General features: G+C 70.1%; 10 protein-coding genes and 1 tRNA gene. 8 read left to right on the top strand and 3 right to left on the bottom strand.

The genetic code is table 11. The features are described from left to right. Window positions 1-109: 109 nt before the first annotated feature. From AB0J04_RS34350 to AB0J04_RS34340, 3 genes are read right to left on the bottom strand one after another with little or no spacing between them, the layout of a single operon-like run. The gene (locus tag AB0J04_RS34350) at window positions 110-2254 is read right to left on the bottom strand and encodes an acetate--CoA ligase family protein (protein ID WP_363172525.1); all 2145 of its coding nucleotides are present in this window, start codon (window positions 2252-2254) and stop codon (window positions 110-112) included. 4 nt (window positions 2255-2258) lie between these two features. Further along, entirely contained in the window at window positions 2259-3518 is a 1260-nt protein-coding gene (gene frc / locus AB0J04_RS34345; RefSeq protein ID WP_363172528.1) for a formyl-CoA transferase, read from the bottom strand. Between the two features lie 19 nt (window positions 3519-3537). Beyond that, on the bottom strand, window positions 3538-5220 hold the full coding sequence (locus tag AB0J04_RS34340) for a thiamine pyrophosphate-binding protein (protein WP_363172524.1): 1683 nt from the start codon (window positions 5218-5220) through the stop codon (window positions 3538-3540). Window positions 5221-5363: 143 nt separating this feature from the next. On the opposite strand from AB0J04_RS34340, the gene sucC reads away from it, so the two are divergent. The 8 genes from sucC (at window position 5364) to AB0J04_RS34300 (ending at window position 12296) form a co-directional block, all read left to right on the top strand. After that, a complete protein-coding gene (gene sucC, locus AB0J04_RS34335) occupies window positions 5364-6494 on the top strand; it encodes an ADP-forming succinate--CoA ligase subunit beta (protein WP_363172523.1) in 1131 nt (376 codons plus the stop codon). A gap of 13 nt (window positions 6495-6507) precedes the next feature. Continuing rightward, entirely contained in the window at window positions 6508-7392 is an 885-nt protein-coding gene (gene sucD / locus AB0J04_RS34330; RefSeq protein ID WP_363172522.1) for a succinate--CoA ligase subunit alpha, read from the top strand. 59 nt (window positions 7393-7451) lie between these two features. After that, window positions 7452-8999 carry an aldehyde dehydrogenase family protein gene (locus tag AB0J04_RS34325; RefSeq protein ID WP_363172521.1) on the top strand — a complete coding sequence of 516 codons (1548 nt, stop codon included), beginning with the start codon at window positions 7452-7454 and terminating at the stop codon, window positions 8997-8999. A gap of 251 nt (window positions 9000-9250) precedes the next feature. Continuing rightward, window positions 9251-9335 (top strand) — tRNA-Leu (locus AB0J04_RS34320). A 451-nt stretch (window positions 9336-9786) separates the two neighbouring features. Continuing rightward, a complete protein-coding gene (locus AB0J04_RS34315; protein ID WP_363172527.1) occupies window positions 9787-10956 on the top strand; it encodes an ATP-binding protein in 1170 nt (389 codons plus the stop codon). After that, the gene (locus AB0J04_RS34310; RefSeq protein WP_351919300.1) at window positions 10953-11354 is read left to right on the top strand and encodes a roadblock/LC7 domain-containing protein; all 402 of its coding nucleotides are present in this window, start codon (window positions 10953-10955) and stop codon (window positions 11352-11354) included. The genes AB0J04_RS34315 and AB0J04_RS34310 overlap by 4 nt, the downstream gene beginning before the upstream one ends. Beyond that, entirely contained in the window at window positions 11351-11728 is a 378-nt protein-coding gene (locus AB0J04_RS34305) for a DUF742 domain-containing protein (RefSeq protein WP_363172520.1), read from the top strand. Before AB0J04_RS34310 ends, AB0J04_RS34305 begins: the two co-directional genes overlap by 4 nt. Next, the gene (locus tag AB0J04_RS34300) at window positions 11703-12296 is read left to right on the top strand and encodes an ATP/GTP-binding protein (RefSeq protein ID WP_363172519.1); all 594 of its coding nucleotides are present in this window, start codon (window positions 11703-11705) and stop codon (window positions 12294-12296) included. Before AB0J04_RS34305 ends, AB0J04_RS34300 begins: the two co-directional genes overlap by 26 nt. Window positions 12297-12301: the final 5 nt, after the last annotated feature.

The raw sequence follows: 12301 nt of genomic DNA, 5'->3' as shown, positions 1-12301 counted from the left end.
CACGGCTTCTTTTGTTCGCCCCCGCCCCGGGCGCCCCTGGGGTTCGGGGGCGCGGGGGGGCGGGGGGGGGGCCGCCGCCCCCCGGCGCCCGCCCCCGCCCTCGTTCACCTCATGACGGCGCTCCCAACAGTCCTGCCGCCCGCGCCCAGCGATACTTCGCGCCGAGCACCGCCACCGGCTTCTCGGTCGTGTACGGGTACGCCACGACCCCCCGCTCGTACAGGTACTGGCAGGCCTCCTCGACCTCGACGTCGCCCGCGAGCGACGCCACGACGGGCTTCTCCACGCCGCGTTCGCGGAATTCGGCCACCACGCGCGCGGTGAGCTCCGCGAAGACCATCGGAGGAGTGACGATCGTGTGCCAGTAGCCGAGCACCAGCGCGTGGATGCGCGGGTCCTCGAGTCCCAGCCGGATCGTCGCCTCGTACGTGGACGGCGGCTCGCCCCCGGTGATGTCCACCGGGTTGCCCGCCGCCCCGAAGGGCGGGATGAACTTCCTGAAGGCCGCGTCGAGATCCGGCGGGATCTCCATGAGCGACAGACCGTTGTCGGTCACCGCGTCGGAGAGGAGCACGCCACTGCCGCCGGCCCCGGTGACGATGACGATGTTGTCCCCCTTGGGGGTGGGAAGCACCGGCAACGCGCGCGCGTACTCCAGCATTTCGTTCAGCCCGGGAGCCCTGATGACGCCGGCCTGCTTCAGGATGTCGTCGTACACGGCGTCGTCGCCCGCCAGCGCGCCCGTGTGCGAACCGGCGGCCCTGGCGCCCGCCGCCGTACGGCCCGCCTTGAGGACGACGACCGGCTTCTTCGGCACGGTCGCCCGTGCGGCCTCGACGAAGGCGCGCCCGTCCTTGAGATCCTCCAGGTGCATCGCGATGCAGTCGGTGTGCGGGTCCTCGCCGAACCAGGTCAGCAGGTCGTCCTCGTCCAGGTCCGACTTGTTGCCGAGCCCCACGATCGCCGACACACCCGTCTTCGTGGTGCGCGCGAAGCCCAGGATGGCCATCCCGATGCCACCGGACTGCGAGGTCAGCGCGACCCCGCCCTTGACGTCGTACGGCGTGCAGAACGTGGCGCACAGGTCCTGCCAGGTCGAGTAGTAGCCGTAGATGTTCGGCCCGAGCAGGCGGACGCCGTAGCGCTCGGCGATCGCCACGATCTCGTCCTGGAGCGCGTGTTCCCCGGTCTCCGCGAACCCGGAGGGGATCAGCACGGCGTTCGGGATCCCCTTGCGTCCCACCTCCTCCAGGGCCGCGGCCACGAACCTGGCGGGTATCGCGAAGACCGCCACATCCACCTCTCCGGGAACGTCGGTGACACTCTTGTACGCCTTGCGGCCCAAGATGTCATCGGCCCGGGGGTTCACCGGATGGATGTCCCCGGCGAAGCCGCCGTCGACGAGGTTGCGCATCACCGAGTTGCCGATCTTGCCCTGCTCGTTGGAGGCGCCGATCACGGCCACGGAGCTCGGCTGCATCAGCCGGCGCATCGAGGCGAGGATCTCCACGCGCGTGTAGCGCCGACGCTCCTTCACGGGCGCGTCGGACAGGATCACCCGGATGTCGGCGGCGACCGCCCCCTCGGGCGTGGCGATCACCGGGTTGAGGTCCACCTCGGCGATCTCCGGGAAGTCCGCGACCAGTTGGGACACCCGCCGGATCTGCTCGGCGATCGCCCACCGGTCCACGGCCGCCTGTCCGCGCACCCCGCGCAGGACCTCCGCCGCCCGGATCGAGTCCAGCATCGACAGCGCCTCGTCGGCGTCCACGGGAGCCAGCCGGAACGTGACGTCCTTGAGCACCTCCACGAGCACCCCGCCGAGGCCGAACGCCACGACCTTGCCGAACGTCGGGTCGGTGACCGCGCCGACGATGACCTCCTGGCCCTTCGGCAGCAGCTCCTGGATCTGCACGCCCTCGATCCGGGCCGCGGCGTCGTACGCGTGCGCGTTCTCGACGATTCGGTGGAACGCCGCCCGCACGTCCGCCGCGCCCTGCACCCCGACGACCACTCCGCCGGCGTCGGTCTTGTGCAGGATGTCCGGCGAGACGATCTTCATCACCACGGGTGCGCCGAAGCGCGCCGCGTACGCGACGGCCTCCTCGACGTCCCGCGCCAGCTCCTCGCCCGGTACGGCGATCCCGTACGCGTCGGCGATCACCTTGCCCTCGGGCGCGGTCAGCGCGGTCCGTCCCTCGGCCCGCACCGCGTCGAGGGTTGCGCGCACCCGCGGCGCCCGGTCCTCGGCCATCACGTCAGATCACCCCGTTCGACTTGAGCAGGCGCAGTTCATCGTCCCCGAGGCCGAGCTCGCCGATGTAGACCTCTTCGTTGTGCTCGCCGAGCAGCGGGGAGCCGGTCACCTCGACGGGGGAGTCGGAGAGCTTCAGGGGGCTGCCCACGGTCACGAACTCGCCGCGCTGCGGGTGGGGCACGCGGACCACCATCTCGTTGGCGGCCAGCGACTCGTCCTCGATGATCTCCCTGGTGGACAGGATCGGCCCGCACGGGATGTTGTGGGAGTTGAGCTTCTCCAGCACCTCCCACTTGGGCAGGGTCGAGGACCACTCCTCGATCAGCTGGAACATCTTGGTGAGCTTGGGCAGCCGGGCCTCGGGCGTCGCCCACTCGGGGTCGTCGGCCAGCTCGGGCCGGCCGACGAGCTCGCTGATCGGCCGCCAGCCGACGGGCTGCACGATGACGTACACATAGTCGTTGGGGCCGCCCGGCGCGCATTTGACCGCCCAGCCGGGCTGGCCGCCGCCGGACGCGTTTCCGGACCGGGGGACCTCGTCGCCGAAGTCGTCGTTGGGATATTCGGCGAGCGGGCCATGGGCCAGGCGCTGCTGGTCGCGCAACTTCACCCGGCAGAGGTTGAGCACGGCATGCTGCATGGCCACGTTGACCCGCTGCCCACGCCCGGTGTTCTCCCGCTGGTACAGCGCCGCGAGAATCCCCGCGACGGCGTGCACACCCGTCCCCGAGTCCCCGATCTGGGCCCCCGTCGCCAGCGGCGGCCCGTCCTCGAAACCGGTGGTCGACATCGACCCGCCCATGGCCTGAGCGACGACCTCGTACGCCTTGAAGTCGGTGTACGGGCCGTCCCCGAACCCCTTGATGGAGGCATAGACGATCCGCGGATTGATCTCCTGGACGCGGTCCCAGGTGAAGCCCATCCGGTCGACCGCGCCCGGCCCGAAGTTCTCGACCATGACGTCGGAGCGCCGGATCAGCTCGGTGAGGATCTCCTTGCCGCGCTCGGTCTTGGTGTTGAGGGTGATGCTGCGCTTGTTGCAGTTGAGCATCGTGAAGTAGAGGGAGTCGACGTCCGGGAGATCGCGCAACTGCTTGCGTGTGATGTCACCGGAGGGCGCCTCCAGCTTGACGACGTCCGCACCGAGCCAGGCGAGCAACTGGGTCGCGGACGGGCCCGACTGGACGTGCGTCATGTCGAGGACGCGGATGCCTTCGAGAGCCTTGCCGGCCGTTGCGGTCCTGGGGGGCGTGGAGGTCATGGGGGTCATCGAGGGCACCTCACTTGTACATCGTCTGGTTCATCGTTCCGGGGGCGTAGGCGTCCGGGTCGACCCAGACGTTGATCAGCGACGGCTTGCCCGACTCGCGGGCGCGTCGTAGGGCGGGGCCGATGTCGGCGGGGTCGCGCACCTCCTCGCCGTAGCCGCCCAGCAGCTGCGCGAACCGGTCGTAGTGGACGTCGCCCAGGGTGTTGCCGACCCGCGCGCGCTCGGGGCCGTACTTGGCGGCCTGGCCGTAGCGGATCTGGTTCATGGAGGAGTTGTTGCCGACGATGCCGACGAACGGGAGGTCGTAGCGCACGAGGGTCTCGAAGTCCCAGCCGGTGAGGGAGAACGCGCCGTCGCCGAAGAGGGCGACGACCTCCTTGTCGGGCCGCGCCTGTTTGGCGGCGAGCACGAAGGGGACGCCGACGCCGAGGGTGCCCAGCGGGCCGGGGTCCATCCAGTGGCCGGGCGACTTGGGCTGCACGACCTGCCCGGAGAAGGTGACGATGTCGCCGCCGTCGCCGATGTAGATCGAGTCCTCGGTGAGGAAGTCGTTGATCTCGCCGACCAGGCGGTAGGGGTGGATCGGCGAGGCGTCGGACTTCAGGCTGGGCAGCCGCTTCTCGATGGCGCTCTGCTCGGCGGCGCGCAGCTCGTCGAGCCACTCCTTGCGCCTGGACGCCCCGCCGTCGACACGGCCGGAGGCGGCCTCGGCGACGGACTTCAGCACGAGTCCCGCATCGCCGACGATCCCGAGGTCGATGTCGCGGTTCTTGCCGACCGTGCGGTAGTCGAGGTCGATCTGGACGACGGTCGCGGCCGGCGACAGCCGCTTGCCGTAGCCCATGCGGAAGTCGAAGGGCGTCCCGACGATCACGATCACGTCGGCGTTGGAGAAGGCGTAGCGGCGCGACAGCTGGAAGTGGTGCGGGTCGCCGGGGGGCAGGGTGCCGCGGCCGGCGCCGTTCATGTACGCCGGGATGTTCAGCGTCCGTACGAGGTCGATGGCCGCCTCGGTGCCCCGGGTTGTCCACACCTGGCTGCCCAGCAGGATCGCGGGCTTCTCGGCGTGCACCAGCAGGTCGGCGAGTTTCTCGACGGCCTCGGGGTCGCCGGCCGAGCGGGTGGAGGCACGGTAGGCGCCGGGCTCGGGCACGCGCGCCTTGGCCACGGGCACCTTGGCGTCGAGCACGTCGCGTGGGATCTCCAGGAAGGAGGGCCCGGGCGCGCCGTGGTAGCACTCGCGGAACGCCATCGACACCATGTCCGCCGCGCGTGCGGTGTCCGGCACGGCCGCCGCGAACTTGGTGATCGGCGTCATCATGTCGACGTGCGGGAGGTCCTGGAGGGACCCCATCTTGTGCTGGGTGAGCGCCCCCTGGCCGCCGATCAGCAGCATCGGGGACTCCGCGCGGAAGGCGTTGGCGACGCCGGTCACGGCGTCGGTGGTGCCGGGCCCGGCCGTGACGACCGCGCAGCCGGGCTTGCCGGTGATGCGCGCATAGCCGTCGGCGGCGTGGGCGGCGACCTGTTCGTGGCGTACGTCGACGACTTCTATGCCCTCGTCCACGCAGCCGTCGTAGATGTCGATGATGTGGCCGCCGCACAAGGTGTAGATGCGGTCGACCCCCTCTGCCTTCAGCGCCTTGGCAACGAGATGACCACCGGAAATCATGTCTTGGGTGTCGTCGGGCATGGCGAAGTCCCGTCCCTTCGTAGGGGGTTGGAAGGCTCTCGCGGTACATTGCATACAGTCGACGAATACTGTATGAAGCTTGTTATCCCGCATCCGGTGGGTGGTGTCCAGGGGGCGTGCGGCACTTTTAGGCAGGAGCCGAGATGGACCTGTTCGAGCACCAGGCAAGGGAACTCTTCGAGGAACACGGCATATCGACGCCGAGGGCGGAGGTCACCGACTCGGCCAAGGAAGCGCGCGAGATCGCCCGCCGGCTCGGCGGCCGCGCGGTGGTGAAGGCCCAGGTCAAGACGGGCGGCCGCGGCAAGGCGGGCGGGGTCAAGTTCGCCGCCGACCCGGCCGCCGCCGAGATCACGGCCCGTCAGATCCTCGGCATGGACATCCAGGGGCACACGGTCGGCAAGGTCATGCTGGCCCAACCCGTCGACATCGAGAGCGAGTTCTACGTCTCCTACGTCCTCGACCGCGCGGCGGGGGCCTTCCTCGCGATCGCCTCCGCGGAGGGCGGCATGGACATCGAGGAGGTCGCCGGGAGCAGACCGGAGGCGGTCGCCCGGATCCACATCGACCCGGCCGAGGGAGTGACCTCCGCCAGGGCGAGCGAGATCGCCGCGGCGGCCGGACTCCCGCCGCAGACCGTCGACGTCCTCATGCGGCTGTGGGAGGTGCTGGTCCGCGAGGACGCCGTCCTCGTCGAGGTGAACCCGCTCGTGCGCACCACGCAGGGGCAACTCCTCGCCCTCGACGGCAAAGTCACCCTCGACGACAACGCCCGCTTCCGCCAAGAGCGTTGGGGAGCCGAGAGCGCCGCGCCCGGCGACCCGCTGGAGGCGGCGGCCGCGGCCAGGGGCCTCAACTACGTGAAACTCGACGGCGAGGTCGGCGTCATCGGCAATGGCGCGGGCCTGGTCATGTCGACCCTGGACGTGGTCGCGGGCTGCGGCGCCCGCCCCGCGAACTTCCTCGACATCGGCGGCGGGGCATCCGCCGGGACCATGGCCGACGGCCTGTCGGTCATCCTCTCCGACCCGGCCGTGAAGTCGGTCTTCGTCAACGTCTTCGGCGGCATCACCGCGTGCGACGCGGTCGCCGAGGGCATCGTGCGCGCCCTGGACACCGTACGGCTGACCAAGCCGCTCGTCGTCCGGCTCGACGGCAACAACGCGGCCCGGGGGCGCGCGATCCTCGACGCCAGCCGACATCCCCTGGTCGAGCAGGCCACCACCATGGACGATGCCGCCCGCCGTGCCGCCCGACTCGCCACCGCAGCCTGAGGAGACAGACGCCATGGCCATCTACCTCACCAAGGAGAGCAAGGTCCTCGTCCAGGGCATGACCGGCGGCGAGGGCATGAAACACACCCGGCGCATGCTCGCCGCCGGCACGAACGTCGTCGGCGGGGTCAACCCGCGCAAGGCCGGCCGCACCGTCGACTTCGACGAGCGGGCCGTGCCCGTCTTCGGGTCGGTCGTCGACGGTATGCAGTCGACCGGCGCCGATGTCAGTGTCGTCTTCGTACCGCCCGCCTTCGCCAAGGCGGCGGTGACCGAGGCCGCCGACGCCGGTATCGGCCTCGCCGTCGTCATCACCGAGGGCATCCCGGTCCACGACGCCGTCTCCTTCACGGCCTACGCCACGGCGCGCGGGACGCGGATCATCGGCCCCAACTGTCCCGGCCTGATCACCCCGGGCCAGTCCAACGCGGGCATCATCCCGGCCGACATCACCAAGTCGGGCCGCATCGGACTGGTCTCCAAGTCCGGCACGCTCACCTACCAACTCATGTACGAGCTGCGCGACATCGGCTTCTCGACCTGCGTCGGGATCGGCGGCGACCCGGTCGTCGGCACCAGCCACATCGACTGCCTCGCCGCCTTCGAGGAGGACCCCGAAACCGAACTCGTCGTCCTCATCGGCGAGATCGGCGGCGACGCCGAGGAACGAGCCGCCGCCTACATCCGCGAGCACGTCACCAAGCCCGTCGTCGCCTACATCGCCGGCTTCACCGCACCCGAGGGCAGGACGATGGGGCACGCGGGAGCGATCGTGTCCGGTTCCTCGGGGACCGCCCGGGCGAAGCAGGAGGCGCTGGCGGCGGCGGGCGTCCGGGTCGGCGCCACCCCGACCGAAACGGCCCGTCTCGCGCTCGCCGTGCTCGACGAACGAGCGTGACGGCACCCGATCACGCAGGCACCCCGCCCCCGACTGTGCACCGAGAGCGGAGCAGCACGATGACGACCACCACCACCCTCACCCTCAAATCCGGCGCCTCCTGGTCCGACGCCTGGCGGCGATGCCTCGCCGTCGCCCCGGAGGCCTTCCGGGACGACCGCGTCCTCAACCTCTGGAACGGCGCCTGGCAGGCCGACGGCCGGACGCTGCCGGCGACGAGCCCGGTCGACGGCCATCCGATCGCCGGCCCGCCCCGACTGGACCGGGCCACCGCCCACCGAGCCGTCCGCGCCTGCCTGGACCGGCACCGCGCGTGGCGGCACGTTCCGCTCGAGGAACGCCGGGCCCGCGTCGCGGCCACCCTCGACGCCCTCGCCGAACACCGCGAACTGCTCGCCCTGCTCCTCGTCTGGGAGATCGGCAAACCCTGGCGGCTCGCGCAGGCCGACGTCGACCGCGCCGTCGACGGCGTGCGCTGGTACGTCGACGGCATCGAACCCATGCTCGACGGCCGGGCCCCGCTGGACGGGCCGGTCTCCAACATCGCGAGCTGGAACTACCCGATGAGCGTGCTCGTTCACGCATTGCTGGTACAGGCCCTGGCAGGCAACGCGGTCATCGCCAAGACCCCGACCGACGGCGGCGTCGCCTGTCTGACCCTGGCCTGCGCGCTCGCCGCGCGCGAGGGCGTCCCGATCACCCTCGTCAGCGGCGGCGGGGGCGAGCTGTCACCGGCGCTGGTGCGGGCGCCCGAGATCGGCTGCGTCTCCTTCGTCGGCGGCCGCGACACCGGCGCCGCGGTGGCCACGGCCGTCGCAGACCTCGGCAAGCGGCACATCCTCGAACAGGAAGGACTGAACACCTGGGGCATCTGGAACCACTCCGACTGGGACAGCCTCGCCGCGGTCCTCCCCAAGCTCTTCGACTACGGCAAGCAACGCTGCACGGCGTATCCGCGCTTCGTCGTCCAGCGCTCGCTGTTCGACGAGTTCCTCGCCGCGTACCTCCCCGCGGTGCGCACGCTGACGCTCGGGCATCCGCTGGCCGTAGAGCGGCGCGACGATCCCTACCCCCGGCTGGACTTCGGGCCCGTGATCAACGCGGCCAAGGCCAAGGAGCTGCACGACCAGGTCGCCGAGGCCATCGACCGGGGCGCGGTCCCGCTGCACCGCGGCGACCCGGCCGACGCCCGCTTCCTGCCCGGCCAGGACACCTCGGCGTACGTCCAGCCCGTCTCGCTCCTCGGGCCGCCGCCGTCCTCGCCGCTGCACCACGCGGAGCCGTTCGGCCCGGTCGACACGATCGTCCTGGTCGACACGGAGGCGGAGCTGCTCGCCGCCATGAACGCGTCCAACGGCGCGCTCGTCGCCACCCTGTCCACGGACGACCGCGGCACCTACGACCGGCTGGCCCCGCAGATCCGCGCGTTCAAGATCGGCCACGGCACACCCCGCTCCCGCGGCGACCGCGACGAGCTGTTCGGCGGCTTCGGCGCGTCCTGGCGGGGCGCGTTCGTCGGCGGGGAGCTGCTGATACGCGCGGTGACACAGGGGCCGGCGGGGGAGCGGCTGCCGGGGAACTTCCCGGAGTACCAGCTGATGCCCTGACCCGGCGGACCCGGCGGACCCGGCGGACCCGGCGGACCCGGCCGGGCCCGGCGGACCCGGCCGGGCCCCTGGGCCACCGATGAGCAGCGGGATCCGGGTGCCGAAGTGATCACGCGGTCACCCGGCGTGAGCTGTGCGCGCCGGTGGCCCGGCAGCCGCTGGGCCAGCGGTTATGCAGGTGAAACGCACCCCGAAAGCTTGGTATTGTTGTCCATGTCGCCGCGGGGAACACGCGTGGCGACAGACACCTGGTCCGGGTGGCGGAATGGCAGACGCGCTAGCTTGAGGTGCTAGTGCCCTTTATCGGGCGTGGGGGTTCAAGTCCCCCCTCGGACACTTTCGCTCTCCGTGGCGAGCAGATTTCGCTCGGTGAGTACTCGATGCTCACATCTGATACCCGCATCCGGCGTTCGCCGGGTGCGGGTTTTTGTTGTTTCCGTTCCATTGTCGCCGTATGTCGCGGAAGCCCGTTTATCGGTTGTCCTGTCACGTCGCCCCGCGCCTCGGTGTCGGGGCCGCTTCCCGGTTGCCGCCGGGTGGCTGGCAGGTTGTCGACGGGCAGGACTGACGGAGCGTCAAGGTTCACCTCAGTCAGCATCTTGACGGTCTGTGGCGTCTTCTTGTGGTGATACGATCACGCTCGCTTGTAGAGCGGGCGGATGGGTGCAAGACGACATCTCCGACTACGGGGACAGTCCGGGCGGTCACCCCGGTGCGGGCGGTCCGCCGGTCCACCCGCATTGACGGGAATTCAGCAACTGGCCGTCAGTCGCCTGAAGAGAGTCTTATGACTGATTACATACAGAACCCGGCACTCTGGGCTCTCCTCGTCGCCGTGCTCATCGCAGTCGCCCTCATTGTTCGTCAGCGCAGGGCGGCGCGTGCCTTGAGGCAGGAGATCGCGGGGCTCAGGACCCACTACTCCGCATTGGAAAACGAGTACGCGCAATCCGTCGAGGCAGCTCAGGAACGAGCCGAAGACGCCACGAAAACGGTCCTGAAGTCCGCGATGCGGACCCTCCAGGGCCTTGCCGCGGAACAGCAGTTGATTGTCTCCCGGCTCCAGAACAAATATGGCGAGTCGGTCATCCTCCAGGACCTCCTGGAGATCGACCACACGAACTCGCAGTTCGGCCGACGTGCCCAGTCCATCGCCGTCCTCTGCGACGGCTGGCTGGGCCGCGCACGCGATGTCGCGTCCGTATACGACGTGGTTCGCAGCGCGCAGGGCAGGGTCCGCCATTACCGGCGGGTGGAGATTCTCTCCCAGGTCGACTTCGGCATCACGAGCCGTTCCGTCGAACCCGTCGCACTGGCCCTCGCCGAACTGCTCGACAACGCCACGAGCTATTCCAGCCCGGACACCGTCGTCGAAATCAACATTCGTACCGTGCCCAAGGGTATTTGCATCGTCGTCGACGACGCCGGTGTCGGTATGAACGACGAAGAGCGCGCCCGCGCCGAGAGGCTCCTGACGAGCGACCGGGTCTCGGGTGTCTCCGCACTCGGCAACCCGCCGCAGTTCGGCTTCGCGGTGATCGGCGTGCTCAGCGAACGCTTCGGCTTCGAGGTGTCCGTGGACTCCACCTCCCCCTACGGAGGCGTCCGCGCGGTTCTCCTCCTGCCGCACGATCTGCTCACCAACGCGCCCGAGCAGAAGGAGCCGAACCCGGTCGCTCCCACCGTCGCCGCCACGGGCCACAGTGGCGCGGAAGGCGCACCGCTCACCGCGAGCACCACCGCCGACGGCCTGCCGAAGCGGCGTCGCAAGCGGCCCATGGCCATCGTGCCGGGCAGCGCGTCCGCCGCCACTCCCGCCCGCTCGGGCGCCGAGACGGCGGCGATCATGGGTGCCTTCCAGCGGGGCACCCAGTCGGGCCGGGCCACGCCTGCGAATCCCGCGGAAAAGTCGAGCAGCACACGTGGTGCAAGCACCGAAGGGCATGAGGTCTCGTGAACGACGATCTGTCATGGATGCTTGACAGCGCCTTGGAGATTCCCGGGGCCCTGCATGCCGTTCTGATATCCGCCGACGGCCTGCTCATGGCACGGACGCAGGACTTCGGCAAGGACGACGCCGACCGGGTGGCCGCGGCGATGAGCGGTGTGCAGTCGCTCAGCCGCTCGCTCGCGTTCTTCTGCGAGGACCCGCAGATGCGCTGGCGGCAGACGCTGGTCGAGTTCGACGGCGGCTGGGTCTTCCTGATCTCCGCCGGCGAGGGCGCCTACCTCGGCGTCTCGGCCTCGCCCGACGTCGACATGCAGGACATCACCTTCCGGATGCAGCAGCTCGTCGGACAGCTCGGCAAGGCGCTCACCACGCCGCCGCGCGAGAACCTCGGCGCGCGGTCATGACCGGTTTCGACGGACTGGAGCCCCAGACGCCGGAGTTAGTGCGTCCGTACGTCATCACCAAGGGGCGCGGGCTGCCCGACGAGGGGCAGCTCTCCCTCATCACCCTGGTCACGGCCACCGCCGACCACCAGCAGCGGCCCACCCGCCTGTCCCCCGAGGAACAGAACCTGTTGGACCTGTGCGCCGCCGGCTACCTCTCGGTCGCCGAGATCGCCGGGCACACCCAACTGCCCCTGGGCGTGGTGAAGATCCTCCTCGCCGCTCTCACCGAAGGCGGCTACCTCATCACGCGTCCCCCCGTGCAGCGGGCACCACTCGCCGACCGGGACATCCTGGAGGAGGTGCTGAATGGTCTCAGGGCCAAGTTTGGATGAGCAGGCGTACGTCCGCGGCGGCGCGACGCAGACCGCGGTGAAGATCCTCGTCGTGGGCCACTTCGCGGTCGGCAAGACCACGTTCATCGGGGCGATCTCCGAGATCGAGCCGCTGACCACCGAAGAGACCATGACGCGGGCCGCGGAGGCGGTCGACGACCTCAAGGGCGTCCAGGGCAAGACCACCACCACGGTCGCCATGGACTTCGGCCGTCTGACCATCAGCGACCGGGTCGTGCTGTACCTGTTCGGAACGCCGGGCCAGCAGCGCTTCGTGCAGATGTGGGAGGACATGGCACGCGGCGCGCTCGGCGCGCTCGTGCTGGTCGACCCCGAGCGACTCGCGGACTCCTTCGCCGTGATCGACCTGATCGAGCAGTACGGCCTCGACTACGCCATCGCCGTCAACCACTTCGACGGCGCCCCGCCGCGGGACGAGACGGCTCTGCGCGACGCACTGGACCTGCTCGACGACACACCCGTCGTCACCTGCGACGCGCGAGACGAGAAGTCGTCGGCCGACGCGCTGATCACCCTCGTCCGCCATCTGCAGGACCGTGCCCACTAGGAGCA

Origin of the sequence: Streptomyces sp. NPDC050263, assembly GCF_040655955.1 — a bacterium.
Lineage (GTDB): Bacteria > Actinomycetota > Actinomycetes > Streptomycetales > Streptomycetaceae > Streptomyces.
The sequence above is the reverse complement of the archived record's forward strand: the minus strand, read 5'-3'. Positions and strand labels throughout refer to the sequence as shown.